Below are 19,424 nucleotides of genomic sequence, written 5' to 3' on the forward strand. Positions count from 1 at the left end.
AGAGTTGAAGAGTCTGAGAATTTGAAAATTTTATTTTGATCATTAAAATAAGTATCGACAAACAACTTTGAACTTTAGAATCTTAAATACATTTTATTATGAAGTACATTCTTGAGCTGGTACTCTCTGCTATTATTATTTTCTTTGTCTGGAATATTCTGAAAAGGATATTTTTTAAGACGTTTTACGGTTATAGATTCAACAATAACAGTAATCAGAATAACAGGCAGCAGGATATCCATGGCTCTAACAAAGAGAATAAGCAAAACCTTAAGTGGGATGCGGAAACCGTAGACTACGAAGAGGTGAAACAGAATAATGATAAAAGGTAAAAATTCCAAGAAAAAAAGATAATAACCAGCATGGCGAAAAATAAAAACTTAATTTATATTGCTATTTCATTAGTTGTATTTATAGTTTTAGCATTTTTATATTCCACTCCTGTCTTTACGGGAAAACAGCTTTTCCAGCATGACATCGTACAGTACAGAGGAGGAGCAAAAGAACTGCTCGACTATAGAGCCAACACAGGAAATGAAACCTACTGGAGTGACTCCATGTTTGGAGGAATGCCCACTTATCAGATGGGTAGCCAGTTTAAAGGTGACATCATCAAGAAAATTGACAGCAATCTGAATTTCCTGCCAAGGCCGGTTAATTATCTGTTTCTGCTTTTTGCAGGCTTTTTCCTTCTGGGAATGGTAGTGGTCAGAAACTGGAAATATGCTCTGCTAGGGGCTACTTTCTTTGGCCTTTCTACCTATTTTTATATTATCATTGCTGCAGGGCATAATGGTAAAGTAAATACCATTGAATATTTCGCACCACTTTTAGCTGGAATCCTATTGGTTTATATCCGGAAACAATACATCTGGGGATTCATTGTAACAACCCTTTTTATGGGACTTCAGATTGCAGCGAACCACCCACAGATGACATATTATCTGTTCATTGCGTTAGGATTTTTATTCCTTTCTGAACTGATCAGAGTGATCCTGAAGAAAACACAGATGAAGCATTTTCTTATTTCTTCGGGAATTATTGCTGTATCATGTATCATTGGAGTTGGAATGAATTCTCAAAGAATCCTTGCCAATTCTGAATATGTAAAAGAAACGGTTCGTGGAAAGCAGATTTTAACGAATGACAGCCATACTTCAGGAAAATCCGGAATGGATAAGGAAAGCATGCTGATGTGGAGCTACGGTAAACTGGAAACGTTAAATCTTTTCATTCCAAGGTTGATGGGTGGTGGAAGCCAGGAACCGGAAGCTAAGGAAATGATGAGCAAAGTTCAGGAGCTTGTTCAGGAAAATGTAAGCTCACAAGCTGAAATGGACAGAATATCGAAAGGTTTCAGTGGAATGACATACTGGGGTGACCAACCGGGAACTTCGGGACCGGCATATCAGGGAGCTATTGTATGTTTTCTTGCTCTTTTAGGATTTTTCATTGCCCGAAAAAAATACCGTTACTGGATTTTAGGAGCTTCCATACTTACCGTTTTACTGGCTTGGGGAAGTAACTTTATGCCATTATCGGATTTCTTTATTGACTATGTTCCGTTTTACAATAAATTCAGAGCACCTTCTTCAATCCTTGTTGTTGTAGAATTGTTATTCCCACTGATTGCCATCCTTGGACTGTACAGATTCTTCACCGATGAAAAGCTTACTGAAGAATATAAGCAAAAAACACTTCTTTATGTAAGTGGAGGAACATTAGGATTCGTATTAATTCTTTTAGTCTTCGGAAAATCATTATTAGGATTCGCGACAGAAGGTGAGAAAACGTATTTCCCTCCTTTCCTACTCGATTATCTTGTGGATGAAAGATATAAACTGTTCAGAACAGATGCTATCAAAGCGTTTATCTATGTAGCTATTACTGCAGCTGTTTTATTTTTCAGTTTAAAGAAAAAGCTGAATCAGAATATTGCTTTGGTGGTAATTGGACTGGTAAGTTTATTCGACTTATGGACTGTGAACAAGCGTTATCTGAATGATGAAAATTATGTAGACAAAGTCTTTGCTGAAAACCCTTTCCAGACGGAAACTTCAGACCTATTGGCTGAAAAAGTTCAGGCAAACCCGAGCTTATCCTCTATTCTGGATAATGTAAATATCAACAAGACGCTGGAAACAATTGCTGAAAAAGATAAAAGCCATTATAGAATTTATAACCAGACTTTAGGTGTAACAAGTGAGACAAATACTTCTTATTTTAAAGCATCTATTGGGGGTTATCATGCAGTAAAATTAAGAAGGTATGACGATATTCTGAATGAATACCTGTCAAATATAGACAGTGTAAAGACTCCTAAAATTCTGAATATGCTTAATGCTAAGTATATGATTTTTGGAGGTCCTACAGAACCTCAGGCGGTACCTAATCCAAATGCCAACGGAAATGCATGGTTTGTCAGTGACCTGAAATTTGCAGATACTCCTAATGAAGAAATCAAATCTATTGGGGATATTGACAATAAAAAAACAGCTGTTATTGCCACTTCAGACAAATCTTATTTCGACAATAAACCTGTTCAGCCAGATTCTACAGCATTTATCAATCTTACAAAATACCAGCCTAATGAACTGGAGTTTAAATCTCAATCCAGGACACCACAATTGGCTGTGTTCTCTGAAGTTTACTATCCCCACGGCTGGAAAGTTCTGGTTGATGAAAAAGAAGTTCCTTATATCAAAGCAGATTATTTACTTCGTGCCGTACACGTTCCGGCAGGAAACCATCATATCAGAATGGTGTTTGAGCCTGAAGTAATTGAAAAAGGAAAATGGATTTCCCTTATTTGTTTCGGACTATTTATAGCCCTGACAGCTTTTGGAATTTTCTGGATGAATAAAAATAAGAAAAAGGAAACATTAACTGAACCACAAGCTTAATTCAATATTTCGGCATACGTTCTGAATAAACAAGCCGTCATAAAGAATCATAAAATCAAAATGGAACAGAAGAAAATATTGATTATCACCTATTACTGGCCTCCTGCGGGAGGTCCTGGTGTTCAAAGATGGCTTAAGTTCGCAAAATATCTACCCGATTTTGGCTGGAAACCTGTGATCTACACTCCGGAAAATCCCAATTATCCGTTGATAGATGAAACGTTGATGAAGGATATTCCGAACGATATTGAAATGGTCAGAACAAAGATCTGGGAACCTTATCAGCTGGCAGAAAAGCTTAATAAAAGCAATAAAAAATTCAAAGCCGGGCAATTTGATGTAGGTGAAAACCAAAGCTGGAAATCCAGACTCTCCATTTGGGTAAGGGGGAATTTTTTTATTCCGGATGCCCGAGTTTTTTGGGTAAAGCCTTCTATTCAATTTTTAGAAAAGTATTTAAAAGAAAATAAAATAGATGTGGTAGTCACTTCCGGCCCACCCCATTCATTACATCTCATCGGGCTAGGCCTTAAACATAAGCTTCCCCATATCAAATGGATTGCCGATTTTCGTGACCCGTGGACGGAAATCTCGTACTATAAGCATTTAAAACTGACCAAGAGTTCAGATAAGAAGCACCGCCAGTTAGAAAGTACTGTATTTAAAAATGCAGATATTACCCTTGCCACAAGCTATACGGATGCCGAGAACTTTCGGAAAGCAGGAGCTAATGCTGTTTGCATCACTAATGGTTTTGATGAGACTGATACCCATGAAACTCCAAAAGGTCAAAAGAGTAAAACATTTACGTTGAGCTATATTGGGGTTTTGGAGCAATTGCGGAATCCCGAAAATCTTTGGAAAGCATTAGATGAACTGGTGAAAGAAAACATAGAGTTTTCAAAGAATTTCTCACTGAAATTGGTGGGAAGAATTGATGATAAGATCTTAGCTTCTCTTGAAAATTCCAGTTTGAAAAACCATATTTTGAATCTGGGTTATCTTTCCCATGGCAAAGCTGTTGAAGAAATGCAGAATTCTGACCTGCTTCTTATCACCAATTTTCCTAACGAATCTTCAAAAGGAATTATTCCCGGAAAGATATTTGAATATCTGGCATCGGGAAAACAGATACTATCATTTGGTCCAGATAAAGCCGATGTAGAAAAAATTTTAGAAGACACCCATGCCGGGAAGCATTTTAGCTATACCCATTCTGAAACAGTGAAGCAGTTTGTCCTGGAAAAATTTGAGCTTTGGAAAAGCGGAGATCATAGTGAAAACACTCAGCAGATTGAACAGTTTTCCAGAAAAAATCTTACTCAACAACTGGCTGAAATTTTATAAAAAAAGCTGGAGGCTGTAAGAGAGAAGATCATTAACTTTTCCTTCCTGCATCCAGCTTTTCTCTATCTTATATTGTCCACTGATCATTGATCACTGCTATCAGATAATATTTTCCCTGAAATTCTTCAAATACAAAACGAACGGTTTTCCAGTCCATTTCACTATTCTTTTCTGTTCCTTTGATATAATTTTCTGTAAAATTAGCTGTAGGATAGCTTTCTTTAAGGTTGTTCAGAGAGTTCCCTCCACCGATGAATTTATCTACAGAATATTGGGAAGCTGTAAAATCTTTAGAAAAAACCCATTTACCCAAATAATCATTAATAGTTGCCTTGTATGGGTCTCCTGAACCATCCTGTGCTCCCCATGTAAACAATGTTTTTGTAGGCTGAAACTGTTCGAAATCAGCTTTGGAGAAATGTTTATCCCCTTTCAGATCAACATGAGCGTACATTGAAAACCGGATTCCTTTTTGAGGATGAATTAATGAAGCAAATGTTTTATAGTCTTTAGCTTTTAAAGCCTGCAGCACCTCATCATTTACTTTCTTCAAAGAAGCTTCTCTTTCTTCTTTTGTAGGAAGTTTTCCAATACTGTCTGCTTTTGCCTGTGCAATAGAATCAACAACATTCGGAACCGGTTTTCCGGCTTCTTTTTTACAGGCGATTACTACAGTCAGTACCAATAGAGAAATGAGTAGTTTTTTCATATTTTTAATTTTAGTGATGGTTAAAAACACCAAAACTGATGCCATAACCGGGAAGGAATTGGGTATGGAGTACAGGAGTGGTAAAATGATGTATAGTGTGGGATGTATAATGTATAATGTCGGATGTATAATGTATAATGTATAATGTATAATGTATAATGTATAATGTATAATGTATGACGTCTTAACTCTTAACTCTTAACTCTTTTCTATTAAGTTTGGGCTAAAGCCAATAGATTGTTTTGTATTCTTATAAAGAACGGGCTAAAGCCCGTCCCTATTGAATATCCATATCACGGGTAAATTGACTTTACAACCAGAAGACAATCATTGACCGTTCACTCTCAACTCATAACTCCTCTCATATCTTTGTTCTAAAAACATCCATACAATCTGCTAATTACATCGTACCTTTGTACTATGGAAATTTTGGACATTCTTATCATCGGAGCGGGCCCTATCGGTTTAAACTGTGCTATTGAAGCTCAAAAAAATAACCTCAGCTACCTGATTATTGAAAAAGGAACAATTGTTAATTCACTGTATCATTATCCTTTGTATATGCGTTTTTTTTCAACCGCTGAAAAACTTGAAATTGACGGAACTCCTTTTATCTCTCCTGCTCCCAAACCCGGAAGACAGGAAGCATTGGAATATTATCAGGGAATTGCCCGACAGAAGGATCTGAATATTCACCTCTATGAAAAAGTAGTAAAAGTGTTCAAAATTGATGATGTCTTTGAAATTGAAACTACAAAAGGAAACTACTTTGCTAAAAATGTGGTAATTGCCACAGGGTTCTATGACATTCCGAATCTGATGAACATTCCAGGGGAAAACCTGCCGAAAGTTAAACACTATTACACCGAGCCCTATCCTTACGCCAGACAAAAAGTAGTGATAATAGGTTCCAGTAATTCTGCAGTAGATGCAGCTCTTGAAACGTATAGAAAAGGAGCTGAAGTAACGATGATTATCCGGCATTCTGAAATTTCCAAAAGTGTAAAATATTGGGTAAAACCGGATATTGAAAATAGAATTTCAGAAGGCAGTATCACAGCCCATTTCAATGCAGAGATCCTTGAAGTTAAAGAACAGTCTGTTATTTTCAAAGATCATGACCATCAGATTCATGAGATTGAGAATGATTTTGTTCTGGCTATGACAGGCTATCTTCCGGACTTTGAATTTTTAAGAAATTCTGGCATAGAGCTGAATGGAGACTGTCTGAACCCCCAATATAATATGGAGACCATGGAAACCAATATCTCTAATCTGTACCTTGCAGGTGTGGTTTGCGGAGGGAAAGACACCCACCTCTGGTTCATTGAAAATTCAAGAGTACATGCTGAAATGATTTTGAATAACATTATCTCCAAACTTGAAAACAGATAAATTATTGATCTTACATAGAGTAAATTAACCCCCGGTTGAATAGTTTTCAGCCGGGGGTTAATCATTAAAGGAAGATAAGATCAGATTTTAAACTAAATCTTTTTCTGTTTTCCTGTTATCTTTTAGCATCCATGGAACAATATAATAAAAACCTATGGCAATCAGTATAGCCAATACACCGGTTCCGATCCACAGGGTATTAAAACCCAGTTTATCCGCAATCAATGTTCCTATATAAGGTGTAATAATAAAAGCTATTGAAAAAGACATTCCGTTCAGTCCCATATAAGCGCCTTTGTTGTTTTCACCTGAACGAAGTGCCGTAATGGTCGACATAAAAGGCAGGGTCCATATTTCCCCTATACAAAGCAAGGTCATGGAAACCAGCAATGCCACCATACTATAGTCGAAGGCCAGCATAGCATAGGAAAATCCACATAAGAAAGTTCCTATCAGCATTGTAAATCCTAACGTAAAATATTTCTCAGCCAGCTGTACAAAACCCATTTCAAGCAATACGATCAGGAAGCCACTGTAGCCCAGAATAAATCCTATATTCTGCTGGCTCAAATGAGCTGTATCCTTATAGAAAATAGTCAATGTACTGAATAACTGGAAAAAGCAGATAGAAAACAGCATACAGAATATACAATACACCATAAATTTACGGTCTCTATACGGAGAATTTTCTTTTTTAATGATTATAGCTTCTTTCACATTTCTTGCTTTCTTCTTTGCTAATCTTGTACGTTTTCTAAAGAACCAGATATACATTAATCCGGCCAGTAAAGCAGCTAAAGCATTACTGAAAAATAAAAACTCATAAGATATAGCAGATAGAATACCTCCTAATGCAGGGCCTATAGAGAATCCTAGATTAACAGCCATTCTGTTTAATGAGAAAGCTCTGGTAATATTTTCCGGCTTAGCGTATTTTGTAATAGCCACCGAGTTGGCAGGCCGGAAAGTTTCGCTTACAATACTCTGCATTAAAATAATTCCTGCTAACCCTTCTTCTGTAGTAAAAAGAGGGATTAAACAAAATAAAGGTACACTCAAAAGTAAGCTTAAGCTCTGCACCTTGTATTCACCAATTTTATCGGTGATCATTCCACCAAACCATGAACCTATCACTGAACCTATTCCAAAAAAGCTAAGGACAATTCCGGAGTTTTCAATGCTAAAATGTAAATGGTTTGTCATATAAACTCCTAAAAAAGGAAGTACCATAGAACCCGCCCTGTTGATTAGCATTACCAACGCCAGCATCCAACTCTCTTGCGAGAGTCCTTTGAAAGAACTCGTGTATAAGTTAATTAATTTCACAATAATATTTGGGGAAAAATTTAAAATGCAAAGTTAGAGAAAATAGCCCAAATCCCTCTGTTGGGAAAGAATAAATTTCAGCTTTCCACCTGTTTTTAAAGACTTTAGAATAAGTCATCAAAAAGATAGTAAAATAAAAAAGCCGGAAGAAAACTCTTCCGACTCTGACAAGTAAAACCTGTATTTATTTCGAATTCAATAATTTAAAAGCTGCATAAAGCCTGTTATGCTGACTTTAAATTTTGAATCTGTTATGGATTTGTAGAGAAAATGGAACCATTCGCAATTAATGCACGTCTGTTCATTTTTAGAATATCTCTTACCCATTCTGCAAAATCTTCAGGCTGTAAAACCGTTTCCGGGTTACCGTCTGTAAGCCCACCCTGAATACTCATATCAGAAGCAATAGTACTTGGAGTCAATGTAATCACACGGATATTCTGTTTTCTCCATTCTGCCATCATTGATTGGGATAGGGAAACTACTGCTGCTTTGGAAGCTGCATAGGCAGACATATTAGGTCCTCCTTTTAAACCTGCTGTAGAGGCTACGTTTACAATATCACCTTCTCCTTTAGCTTTCATAAACGGGTGAACGGCTTTAGCCGCATAGTATACCCCGAATAGATTGGTTTTGATCACCTGCTCCCAGGTTTCAGAAGACATATCTTCAATACTTCCGAAATCCCCGATTCCCGCATTATTGATCAATATATCTACTCCACCAAGTGTTTCAGCTAAAGTTTCGATTCCTGCTTTTACAGAGGCTTCATCATCAATATTAAATACGGCATAGGCTGCATGCACTCCCAGTTTTTTGATTTCGTCAACTGTATTTTTTAAATTTTCCTCGTTTCTTCCTGTAATGGCAACGTTTACTCCTTCATGAGCTAAAGCCAGCGCTACAGCCTTTCCTAATCCTCTTCCACCACCGGTTACGATGGCATTTTTTCCGTTTATGTTCATTGTAATAATACTTTTCGTTGTACAAAGTTACAAAAGAACATTTTTACGGGATGGGAAGAATATAGATTTAATGTTTTTTTAACGGCCCCTATTTTTTCCATATGAGTTCTCATTCCGGGGGATCTTAACAAATAACTTTAAAACAAAGGGACAAACTTGGTAAAACAAAGCCGGTTCATGACAAACCGGCTTCAAAATCTAAAAAAAGTAAAATAATAAGCTTAAGGAATCTGAATTGAGTTCTGTACTTCAAATTCTTCTGAAGCGGAGAATTGATTTCCATACATATCAACAGCTCTTACCTCAACTTTGTGTTTTCCCAAAGCTAATTTTTTAGGAAAACCTGCTTCCCATATATGTTTTGACATTTCAGGGTTAGAAGGTCTTCTTCCCGGAAGGATTTTCTCTGTAGTATCCCATTTAAAAACCGAAAGAGCAAAATTCGGATCTATTGTTTCATCATACTCCATGGCTTCCCAGGATCCGTTGTCTATTCTGTACTCTACTTTATCTTTTTTACCTCCCATGAAAAAGTTGGCCAGAACTTTTGCAGAGGTTTTGGAAGGATAAGGAATGACCTTTGGAACATATAGTTTTATTTGATAATCTTCCGGTTTTCCAGCCGTTTTGTACTTAACTTTATATTGATTGTCCGTAAAGCTGATGAAAGAATACCCTTTAGCTGTTCCATCTCTCATTGTTGAAGTTGGAAGACCCGCTTCGTCAGCCGTACCCGAATACCAGTCACCACAAGTGGTTCCCACGTTATATTCATGCAGTTCTTTTATCCCGTTCCAGCCTGCTTTTTTACCATAGAAAATTTGTTGCTGAATATGGGTATGTGCCGATAAAAGCAATACATTCTGAAAAGGATTTAAAAAATCAAATAATTTCTGGCGGTCAGCATTTCTAAAGTTATCTTCATTTGTATGCTCCAACGGAATATGGAAAGATACCACCACAAGTTTATTCTTATCAACCCACTTCAAATCATTTTCGATAAACTGAAGCTGATCTTCACGGAATCCTCCCCAATATCCTTTTCCATCTCTCGGGTCCGGATAAAGAATATCATCCAAAATAATAAAATGAACATTACCATAGTTGAATGAATAGTTGGCAGGACCAAAATTGGATTCGAATGTTTCATCCGATAAGTGGTCTTCTTTTGCATCATAATTCATATCATGATTTCCCATGACATTGTACCAGGGCAATCCTACTTCTTTCATTACATCTGCATAAGGTTTTTGAAGGCTTAAATTATCTCCTACCAAATCTCCCAGGCTAATCCCCAGCACTGCATTTTTCTTGGTGTTTTTAACTTCATTTACAATTCCTCTTTTAAAATAATCAAGCTCCTTTTCCGTATAAGGTTGTGGATCTCCAAAAACAAGAATATCAAAGTTTTTATCTTCATTCTGCCTGTACAGTGGAAAATTCAGTTCTTTAGGAAGATCTCCGGTAGGAGCTACTCCTTTATATTTAAAATCAGCAGGGGAACCTTGGGGCTTATGATGGTAATAAAACTGAGGCAGATTATTGCTGTTTAAAGCAGTTTGATACCCTGAAGGTTTGATGACAAAAATAGTCTGCCCTTCCTGAACAGGTAAGCTATATCTCCCGTTTTTATCCGTAAGGGCTACCTGTACTCCATTGGATACAGCTACTCCCTCTACTCCTTTTTCACGATTTTCTTTCTTTTGATTTTTATTGCTGTCCTCGTATATATAACCGGAGACAGAAGTCTGGGAAAACGCCATTGCCGAAATCAGCATACATGGCATTATAAATTTCATCTTAGCACTCATTTCTTTATTCTTTATTCTTTATTCTTTATTCTTTATTCTTTATTAATCTTTTTATTTATTCCACCACATTTTCACATTGATATGATCTCCTCCCATCTGCTGAACAGCAGCCAAATAATTAGCAGGATTCAATACTTTAGGATTGGGCGGATACATTAATCTTTGGGGTAAATCTCCATTATTTAACAGACCTCCATTGTTGGGAAGTACCGGAAATCCTGTTCTTCTTTTTTCAAACCATTGCTGCTGATCTACAAAGAAAAGAGCGATATACTTCTGAAGTATAATTTTTTTCAGGTCTGCTTCATAAGCTACATTTTGATTATCAAAATAGTTGGCCGGTACTACAGCGCCCCACTGTTCAATAGAAGCTTTCACTCCGTTTTCGTAAAAAGTTTTAGCACTTCCCTGAATGATTCCTTTTAGGGCAAGCTCTGCCAAGGTAAACTGAAGTTCTGCATAAGGATAAACAAAAATCTTCAGCGGAGCTTTTGCCAGGTTTTGATTAAGATTTGACGGCTGAAAAGTAAAAACCGTTCCGAAAGGATATCCTGAAGGAGCACCCACATATCCTATATTATTGTTTTTCAAATCTTTTGCCTGGGTAAAGAACATCGGTATACGTGGGTCATTATTTTTCTGTAAAGCCTGTACAAAGAAATCTGACGCTGCTCTTCCTGTGGTAAAATCCTGAGGCCTTGCAATAGGTGGCAATAATGGAGAGATTCCTGAAATATCAAGCTTAGTAGCATCTGCATTATTTTGAAAAATGGGATATACCGTTGGATTGTTTACAATTTCCTGAATTCTTTCTTTCACATTTACTTCTCCATCTCTGCTTAGTATTCTTAATAAAAGTCTTAGAGAAAGCGAGTTACATAGCTTTTTCCAATTGGCTATTCCACTATTATCAGTATCTGCTTTATAAAACAGATCTGCCCCGGTAAGAGGTTTAGTGGTGATAAATAAAGCATTAGCTGCTTTCAGATCATCCAAAAGACGGACATAAATATCTTTCTGTCTATCAAATTTAGGTTGAGAAATACCATTATCCAGTTGTGAAGCTTCGGAAAAAGGAACATCACCATAGGTATCGGTAAGATTGGAATAAATCCATGCATTGAGTACCATAGAAATAGCCTGGTAATTTTTATCTCCTTCAGAAATGGCTGCTTTTTTAAGGTCATCAACCTGTTTCAGCCATCTGTATGAATTGTTCCAGAATCCTGTTCCTGTATTTTCTGTAATATAATAACGGCTTAATGAATTGCCTTCGTTGGGGAAATCCAGAGAAACCTGCATGATATCAAAATTAAAATCATTAGCCCTGTTATATCCTACGGAAGCCATATTATACTGTATGGGAGCCAGCAGGGTGTTTGCAACAGGTACATTGATTCTACTTGTATCTTTATTAATTTCATCCAGGCTTCTGTCACATGACACGGCACATCCTACAAGGCTAAGAAATGAACATATATAGAGTATCTTTTTCATTTTAAAAATTTTAGAATTTAACATTTAACTGAATTCCGACTGTTCTGGCTGAAGGCAGCTGCCCCATTTCAACTCCCGGTGTAATGGTAGAATCGTCAAGGGTAGCTGCTTCCGGATCAAATAATGGAAATTTCGTCCACATCCAAAGATTTCTTCCAAATAAAGCAAGGCTAATATCTGTGACTTTTAATGGTTCTGTAATAGATTTGGGAAAAGAATAAGAAATTCTGGCATCTCTTAGCTTAATGAATGAAGTGTCAAATGAATTGGTTTCCACGTTGGCCCTTCTATAATAATCTCCATAATAAGAAGAAACAGGAACTCCTTTTGTATTCGGAGAAAAGCTTCCGTCCGGATTTTGAACAACTCCATCCCCTACAATCAGCCCACCCGGATTATCTCTTCCTACAAGAGTATGGGTAAGTTTCCCCTGTTCGGACATTTTATGATGTGATTGTGAGTAAGCGATCCCTTTATACTGTCCGTCAAAAGAGAAACTAACGGTAATATTTTTATATTTAAATTCGTTCTGAAGTCCGGCTCTCCACTTTGGATAAGCATTTCCTATTTTCTTCATTTCCGTTGGCTTTGCCGTTAACCCATCTGTACCGTAAATCACTTGTCCATCCGGAGAATACATCAGACCGTAACCATACATATCACCTAGTGAACCTCCCACTACAGCATTATAATACACAACTCCTCCAACGCTTGCCATCGTGTAAGGTACTCCGTTGAACTCTTCCGGAAGAGAAAGAATCTTGTTGCGGTTCATTGACCAGTTGGCATTTACATTCCAGGAGAAGTTTTTATTTTTAATAGGTGAAGTGCTTAATGACATTTCAATTCCTCTGTTTCTCAGTTCTCCGGAATTGATAATTCTTTTATTATATCCGGTTTCATACAGTACAGGAATAATAATGGTCTGATCTTTAGAATTATTCTGATAGGCTGTAAAATTAAAAGTCAGTCTGTTTTTCAAAATTGTAAAATCCATCCCTCCTTCTATATTCGTAATCATTTCCGGTCTCAAATCAGGATTCGGATACAATAAGGGAGATTCTACAGATCCAGTGAATACACTATTTTCATAGTATTTTTCAAGCATATAATTGTAGGTATCATTTCCTACTTTTGACCATGACAGTCTAAGTTTCCAGAAATTTAAATTATCAGATTTCAGTTTAAAAATATCAGATAGGATAAAAGAGGATGACAATGACGGATAAAAATAAGATCTGTTATGATCCGGAAGGGTACTGCTCCAGTCGTTTCTGGCTGTTACATCCAGGAAAATCATATCCTTATAACTGAAATTTGCCAATGCATATAAACTGTTTACCTGATTATCATTAGGTTTTGGAAGTCTGCTTTCTAAAGATGTCGCATTGGATAGCTGGTACAATCCTGCTTTATTAAGTCCATTAGCCCGGTAATCATTCATGGTATATTCATGATATTTAATGTTACCTCCGGCAGAAGCTGTCACACCTACATCTCCAAATTTGTTTTTATAGGTAAAGAGAATATCATTGTTAAGATCCAAATACCTGATGTATTGCTCCCTGTAATACCCTTTCAGATAATTGGCAGAACTCCAGGGTCTTCTTTGGGTACGGAGTTCATTACTCCATTCCAATCCTGTTTTATAGGCAATATCAAAGTTTTTGGCCAGCTGATAATTTAGATTAACGTTACCTGTAATAATCTTTTTATTTGTACTGTTTAGATTTTCATAGGCAATCAGATAAGGGTTATCAATATAGGAACTGAAAGGGTGAATCTGATCTACCTGCTCCTGGCCTTTTTTCCAGATAGGTCTATACCACTCGAGATCTACATTGGGATTTTGGAAAATCATAAAATAAGAAATCGACTGGTTATTATATCCGGTAGCAGGAAGGTTATCACTTTTAGTCTGGCTGAAGTTGATTTTAGTTCCTATTTTCAGCCTGCTGCTCAATTTATGATCTAAGGATACAGCAGCATTCAATCTGTTGAAGCCTGTATTAGGCATCATCCATTCATTTTTCAGATAAGAAAGTGAAGTTCTGAAGGATGTGGATTCATTGGAATGTTCTACTGACAAGCTGTTTGAGTAAGTAGACCCTACCTGCCAGAAATTTTTAATATTGTCTTTATAAGGTCTCCATAGTTTTCTTTCCAAGCTTTGCCCTTCTACCGTGGGATCGTACTGAAAGTAATATTGTCCGTCAAATTTCGGTCCGAAGGCACTACTGGTAGAACCTGTATTTATTCCGTCAGCAGAAGCTCCATAAGAATAATAATAATTTCCATTTTTATCTTTTTGCTGAGTTCCCTGTCCGTATTCATATTGATAATCCGGCCATTTAAGAACAGTATCATAGCTTGAATATGAATTTAAGGTAATCTGAACTTTTCCTTTTTTAGTTTTTCCAGATTTTGTGGTAATCATAATAGCTCCTCTTGAGCCCCTTGAACCATAGAGTGCAGAAGCAGTAGGTCCCTTCAGAATTGATACAGATTCAATATCATCAGGATTAATACTGTTGAAACTGTCCCCATAGTCAATAGGTAAATCTCCTCCTGAGCCGGCTCCATAGGCAGAAGTTCCGGTTCCGGTCTTTCTCCCGCTCAGGGGAACCCCGTCAACAACAATCAGTGCGTCGTTATTTCCCATATTCATGGAAATGTCTCCACGAAGGGTAATACGGGCTGTTCCAAGAGGTCCTGCTCCAGCGGTCTGAACTTTCAAGCCTGCTACTTTACCTTCCAGAGCTTCTGCCCAGTTGTTGTTTTGAGTTTGTAATATTTCTTCAGATTTAACAGTCTGGGTAGAATACCCTAATGACTTGTCGTGCCTTTTGATTCCCAAAGCAGTTACCACTACCTCATCAAGTCCTTTAATAGTGTCTTTTTTAGATTTCTGCTGAGCTGCCAGGTTCACACTGATTAGTCCTAACAGCGACAAAACCAACAGCTTTTGTGTCTCTTTACGCATATCCTTTTTGTTTGTGCAAAATTAAAAGGACATTATGATTAAGATTTTAACAACACTTTAACATTTATTAAAAAAATATTGAATGAAATGTTAAATTTCTATTAACAGATTCACACAATAGACTAACTAACAGTATATTAAGTAATTAATTATTTTTAATATCATTTACCGATATCATTTGTGTATCTTTATTGTCTTTCTTTGAGAAAATAAAACACCATATACAACTGTATACCAATTGGTTAAATTCAAAACCAGAGTACTTTATTTTGAACACCGTGTTCTTCATTCTGTGAACCCATCTCTCAGACTAGAATAATATATATTACCGGATATGCGCCTGCTTTATTTGTAACAAAAAAGACTGCCTCTTTTGGAAGAGACAGTCTTTACACATTGGCAATATTTATTTTGCTCTCAATCATTACAGAAATGAATGATGATAAGCCCGATAATAATTATTTATTTTTCAGTTGTTCAGGGATATTAGTGGTAACAAATCCAATTCCCTGTTTTTTCAATTCTTCATAAACAGCCGCATCGTTTACCGTCCAGGAATTTGTAATAAGACCTAATGTCTTAGCTTCAGAAATCCATGTAGGGTTTTTCTGGAAAACACTGTAATGATAATCCATACCGTCAAGTCCTTCTTTCTTGATCTGCTCCGGTGACAATTCTCCATTCAGATACTGCACTTTAAATGTCGGCTCAAGTTTTTTAATTTCCTTACAGATATTCAAACTGAAAGAAATAAATTCACTTTGAGATTCCAGTTTCATATCCTTGATCATTTTGATCGTCTTTTGGGTGATCTCATTCTCTATTTCTGGAGTTTTATCCGGTTTGATCTCTACAATTAACTTTACAGACGGATCCTTTTTACCCTGCTTCAGATAGTCTTTTAAGGTAGGGAATTTTTCTCCATTAGATAGTTTTACTTTTTCCAATTCCTTGAAAGAAGTCTCGGAGATTTCCATTTTATCGTGGTGCTCGTCATGGTTGATCACCAACACTCCATCTTTTGTCATTCTCACATCAAATTCCGATCCATACACTTTAAGCTTTTGAGCATTCTCTAAAGATTTAATTGAGTTTTCCGTTGTAGGAGGTTGTGCCTGGAAATACCCTCTGTGTGCTATAATCTGAGTTTGTGCTTTCATCAATACTGTACTTAAAACTGCTAACCCTAAGATAAAATTTTTCATAATATAAATTGATAATTAAAACCAAGTCCGAAGACTTTTGGATAAAGATAATTATTTTAAAAAGCTTTAAACCACAAAAGACATAGAAGTTTTCGTTTGTTTCTGATCACTTATCTATTTTTAAGCCTTTTGTGGTTCATATTATTTTCTTGTTAGAAACTATATTTTGCTCCAATCTGAATCTGATACGGATTTCCTGATAAAGGAGCTAACCCACTGGTATTTTTAGCATATTCAAACTGTTTGGTAGTCTGGTTGAATCCGGTAATTCTATACAGAGACATATTTCCGTAAGACTTATTAACCCCCCATTCTTTATTAAGCAAGTTTGCGACATTGAAAATATCTACAGAAAGCTCAAATGCTCCCACTTTTTCAAATTTTATTTTCTTCGCAATACGTACGTCCCAAACTCCATAGAATCCATTTTTACCTCCGTTACGTTCTGCAATGTTATTATTATAATCAGTAATATAATCTTTTAATGCCTTGCCTACTTCAGGATCACTCAAAAGAGGCTGGGTAAGATTCGGGAAGATATAAGCCAGATCATTGGAATCTACAAAGTCTCCATTGATATTTCCTCCTGCTGTTACAGAGAAACGCGTCCCTCCGATTCCTGAATATCTGATTCCTAACGTAAATCCTGCAATGGTAGGTGAGTTTCCATAAATAACTACTTTATTACGGAATTGGTTGTCTGAATATGTCATTCTCAAATCTCTCGGATCTCCTTGAACCATCGTAGACAATGTTGCAGAGTTCGCTACGTTTCCGTTGTATGATGTATTATCTTTGATATCAGACCAGGTATAACTTGCTGTAATTTCCCCATCTTTCCAATAACGGTAGCTGGTATCTACCACAAATGAGAACTGATTCACTTTACCGTCACTCACCAATTCCAATACTCTTCCGAAATTATTATTGATTCTTCCGGCCTTCCAGTCTATTTTTGCTCCGTCTATTGCTGAAGTAGGAACAAACACACCTCTTCCCCCTTCATTAGCCAATGTAAAATATGGGTTCGTTACCATATTTCTATCATAATAGTAGTAATTATTTCTACCTAACGCCATGTAAGCGGCCAATCCTGCTCTGAATCTTTCATTAAAGAAGTGGGTATAGGAGATATTGGCTTTATAAACGATTGGAATTTTGGCATCTTTTCCTGTATAATTGATGGTTGGAATCTGATACTGCGCCAGGGAAGGAACACTAGCGTAGTCTGATCTGTAGCTGTTAAAGTCTGGAGTAAGACCAATTGCTGAAGGATTTACATCTACCGTTGCCAGGTGCTTTCCGTCAAACACAAGGTTGTTGATGATCATATAATTATTGATGTCTGAAGAGAATATCCCGGCTCCGAATTTTAAGAAGTCTTTATTCTGCTCATTGATATTCCAGTCAAACTGGAATCTTGGCTGGATCACAAATGATTTGATTTTATTATCCGTTCTGATCCCCATTTCATCAAATAATTTTTGGTTGAATTCCGCTTTCGGATAACCACTGTAATCTAACCTCAAACCAGCCATCAAATCAAGACCTTTGGCTATTTTGGTCTGAAACTGCCCATAAACTCCGATATTCCAGATATTGGATCTTACAGAAGGGTCATCCATTAAAGGTACTTCCCTGTAGAATCTGTATGCATTAAGGGTTTCAAAATTGTAAAGGTTACTTGGGTTTTTAACATTATCTTCTCTGAAGTGGAATCTTCCGTTCACCTCACTTCCATATACAGATTTTGAAGTGGTATACATCAAATCTGCACCGAAGGTATATTTTACTTTATCGGTGTTGTAATACAAGTTATCAACAACCTGAAATACATTATTTCTAAAGCTTTCCTGAGCAAAACGGTGACCTCCGATCTGAATATTGGTAGCCCCTATTCCCGGGGAAACGATATTTTCAACAATAGCTCTTGGAACCGGCTTCCCTAATTCCGTATTCTGGTAACTGTCCTGGAACGTGTAGAGATATTGAGCTTTCAACTCATTCGTTAAATTAGGCTTCAGATTTGATCTTAAGGTTAATAATAAACTGTTGTCAAGGTTTTTATCATTTCCGTAAGATTCAAAGAAGTTGATATTGGTATTATCACCAAGTCCGTTTTTATTAAGGTCATAGGTGAAGTTGTTTCTTAACGTCAATAAGTGCTTTTCATTGATCTGCCAGTCTAAACGCAAAAATGCAGCATCTGAATTTCTCACTTTATCAAAGCTTCCAAACTGAGGAGTATTCCCTACCCCATATTTTGCTCTTGAAATATCCAGAAACTTATTCAGCGTTTCTGTAGTGGTATTGAATCTTTTCTCATCTTCCTGAGATCTGATATCTGCAATAATCAACGGTCTGGAATCCAGCTGGTGATCCCAGGCTACGAAGAAATGTAATTTATTTTTAATGACCGGTCCACCCAATGAAAAACCAAACTGAGAAGTAGAGAAATCATTCTGTCTCTTATTTCCTCTGATATCATAAGGGCTGGAAAGCCAATTGGTTCTTAAGTATTCCCAGGCACTTCCTGAAAATTTGTTGGTTCCTGATTTCGTAACAGCACTTACTGTTCCACCACCACTCCTTCCCAACGTTACATCATATTGGTTGGTAGTAATTTTAAATTCACGTACCGCTTCAATAGAAATGGAAAAAGGGGCACCACTTCGGCTGGTCGTAGAACCTGCAGAGGTCGGGTTTTTAGCTGTCATCCCATCAATAGTGAAATTGGTGGAAGAACCCAGCTGCCCGGATAAATTTCCTCCCTTTCCACTTAAAGGTGATAGTTCTGTAAGGTTCGTGAAGTTTCTCCCGTTTACCGGAAGCATGCTCATATTCTTGGCAGAAATTGCTGTAGCTGCACCAAGGTTTCCTATTTTATTTTTAAGGTTTCCGGTAATCACTACTTCTTCTATACGCTTCTCTCCGCCCATATCCATGTTTACAGTAACCTGATCTCCAAAGTTGACATTATAGCCTTCCTTTTTATCCTCGTTTACAATAACGGTGTATGGACCACCAAGAGGAATCTCTTTAAAGATATATTCTCCTTTTGAATTGGTTTCTGTTTCCGTTCTGAATCCTGTAGATTCATTAACGATCGTTACTTTCACTTTTTCCTGAACCGTACTTCCCGGCCCGGTTACTTTCCCTACAATAGAAGCCTGTGTAGTCTGTGCATACGCCAGTGTCCCAAACCCTAAAAACAATAATCCCAGTACAATCTTTACTTTTTTCATTACCTCAAATTAGATGTGCAAAGGTATTTTGACTTTGA

At 36.9% G+C, this 19,424-nt stretch carries 12 protein-coding genes; 4 read left to right on the top strand and 8 right to left on the bottom strand.

Annotated elements, in window-relative coordinates; genetic code table 11:
- The first annotated feature begins 98 nt into the window (after nucleotides 1–98).
- The 3 genes from B8967_RS12260 to B8967_RS12270 are packed head-to-tail and all read left to right on the top strand — an operon-like array spanning nucleotide 99 to nucleotide 4,250.
- Complete coding sequence (locus B8967_RS12260) at nucleotides 99–332, top strand: hypothetical protein (RefSeq protein WP_047487258.1); 234 nt, start codon at nucleotides 99–101, stop codon at nucleotides 330–332.
- Nucleotides 333–362: 30 nt separating this feature from the next.
- The gene (locus B8967_RS12265; protein WP_084086279.1) at nucleotides 363–2,903 is read left to right on the top strand and encodes a YfhO family protein; all 2,541 of its coding nucleotides are present in this window, start codon (nucleotides 363–365) and stop codon (nucleotides 2,901–2,903) included.
- 60 nt (nucleotides 2,904–2,963) lie between these two features.
- Nucleotides 2,964–4,250 carry a glycosyltransferase family protein gene (locus B8967_RS12270; RefSeq protein WP_084086280.1) on the top strand — a complete coding sequence of 429 codons (1,287 nt, stop codon included), beginning with the start codon at nucleotides 2,964–2,966 and terminating at the stop codon, nucleotides 4,248–4,250.
- A gap of 67 nt (nucleotides 4,251–4,317) precedes the next feature.
- Here B8967_RS12270 and B8967_RS12275 read toward each other — a convergent pair whose 3' ends face one another.
- Nucleotides 4,318–4,959: a hypothetical protein gene (locus tag B8967_RS12275; RefSeq protein WP_047487248.1), complete on the bottom strand. Its 642-nt coding sequence runs from the start codon at nucleotides 4,957–4,959 to the stop codon at nucleotides 4,318–4,320.
- 420 nt (nucleotides 4,960–5,379) lie between these two features.
- Between B8967_RS12275 and B8967_RS12280 the strand changes: the two genes are divergently transcribed.
- Nucleotides 5,380–6,354, top strand: a complete 975-nt coding sequence (locus B8967_RS12280; RefSeq protein ID WP_084086281.1) for a YpdA family putative bacillithiol disulfide reductase — start codon at nucleotides 5,380–5,382, stop codon at nucleotides 6,352–6,354.
- An 87-nt stretch (nucleotides 6,355–6,441) separates the two neighbouring features.
- Here the strand turns inward: B8967_RS12280 and B8967_RS12285 are convergent, their stop codons facing one another.
- The 7 genes from B8967_RS12285 to B8967_RS12315 all read right to left on the bottom strand — a co-directional run bounded on the left by B8967_RS12285 (nucleotide 6,442) and on the right by B8967_RS12315 (nucleotide 19,386).
- Nucleotides 6,442–7,623 (bottom strand): MFS transporter, encoded by a 1,182-nt coding sequence (locus B8967_RS12285; protein WP_084086282.1) that lies wholly within the window; start codon nucleotides 7,621–7,623, stop codon nucleotides 6,442–6,444.
- Between the two features lie 308 nt (nucleotides 7,624–7,931).
- Entirely contained in the window at nucleotides 7,932–8,645 is a 714-nt protein-coding gene (locus tag B8967_RS12290) for a 3-ketoacyl-ACP reductase (protein WP_084086283.1), read from the bottom strand.
- A gap of 221 nt (nucleotides 8,646–8,866) precedes the next feature.
- Nucleotides 8,867–10,432, bottom strand: coding sequence for a calcineurin-like phosphoesterase C-terminal domain-containing protein (locus B8967_RS12295; protein ID WP_143330516.1), 1,566 nt, complete (start codon nucleotides 10,430–10,432; stop codon nucleotides 8,867–8,869).
- 75 nt (nucleotides 10,433–10,507) lie between these two features.
- Nucleotides 10,508–11,953, bottom strand: a complete 1,446-nt coding sequence (locus B8967_RS12300) for a SusD/RagB family nutrient-binding outer membrane lipoprotein (RefSeq protein ID WP_084086314.1) — start codon at nucleotides 11,951–11,953, stop codon at nucleotides 10,508–10,510.
- Nucleotides 11,954–11,963: 10 nt separating this feature from the next.
- Entirely contained in the window at nucleotides 11,964–14,936 is a 2,973-nt protein-coding gene (locus B8967_RS12305) for a SusC/RagA family TonB-linked outer membrane protein (protein ID WP_084086284.1), read from the bottom strand.
- 458 nt (nucleotides 14,937–15,394) lie between these two features.
- A complete protein-coding gene (locus tag B8967_RS12310; RefSeq protein ID WP_047487230.1) occupies nucleotides 15,395–16,141 on the bottom strand; it encodes a glycerophosphodiester phosphodiesterase family protein in 747 nt (248 codons plus the stop codon).
- 152 nt (nucleotides 16,142–16,293) lie between these two features.
- Nucleotides 16,294–19,386 carry a TonB-dependent receptor gene (locus B8967_RS12315; RefSeq protein WP_084086285.1) on the bottom strand — a complete coding sequence of 1,031 codons (3,093 nt, stop codon included), beginning with the start codon at nucleotides 19,384–19,386 and terminating at the stop codon, nucleotides 16,294–16,296.
- Nucleotides 19,387–19,424 lie beyond the last annotated feature (38 nt).

It is taken from the genome of Chryseobacterium sp. YR221, from assembly GCF_900176315.1.
Classification (GTDB): Bacteria; Bacteroidota; Bacteroidia; order Flavobacteriales; family Weeksellaceae; genus Chryseobacterium; species Chryseobacterium rhizosphaerae.

Coding starts and splice junctions, on each gene's coding strand:
- B8967_RS12270 (WP_084086280.1), top strand. CDS start 2,964: ATGGAACAGAAGAAAATATTGATTATCACCTATTACTGGCCTCCTGCG.
- B8967_RS12295 (WP_143330516.1), bottom strand. CDS start 10,432: ATGCCATGTATGCTGATTTCGGCAATGGCGTTTTCCCAGACTTCTGTC.
- B8967_RS12315 (WP_084086285.1), bottom strand. CDS start 19,386: ATGAAAAAAGTAAAGATTGTACTGGGATTATTGTTTTTAGGGTTTGGG.
- B8967_RS12275 (WP_047487248.1), bottom strand. CDS start 4,959: ATGAAAAAACTACTCATTTCTCTATTGGTACTGACTGTAGTAATCGCC.
- B8967_RS12305 (WP_084086284.1), bottom strand. CDS start 14,936: ATGCGTAAAGAGACACAAAAGCTGTTGGTTTTGTCGCTGTTAGGACTA.
- B8967_RS12280 (WP_084086281.1), top strand. CDS start 5,380: ATGGAAATTTTGGACATTCTTATCATCGGAGCGGGCCCTATCGGTTTA.
- B8967_RS12285 (WP_084086282.1), bottom strand. CDS start 7,623: ATGCTGGCGTTGGTAATGCTAATCAACAGGGCGGGTTCTATGGTACTT.
- B8967_RS12265 (WP_084086279.1), top strand. CDS start 363: ATGGCGAAAAATAAAAACTTAATTTATATTGCTATTTCATTAGTTGTA.
- B8967_RS12300 (WP_084086314.1), bottom strand. CDS start 11,953: ATGAAAAAGATACTCTATATATGTTCATTTCTTAGCCTTGTAGGATGT.
- B8967_RS12260 (WP_047487258.1), top strand. CDS start 99: ATGAAGTACATTCTTGAGCTGGTACTCTCTGCTATTATTATTTTCTTT.
- B8967_RS12290 (WP_084086283.1), bottom strand. CDS start 8,645: ATGAACATAAACGGAAAAAATGCCATCGTAACCGGTGGTGGAAGAGGA.
- B8967_RS12310 (WP_047487230.1), bottom strand. CDS start 16,141: ATGAAAAATTTTATCTTAGGGTTAGCAGTTTTAAGTACAGTATTGATG.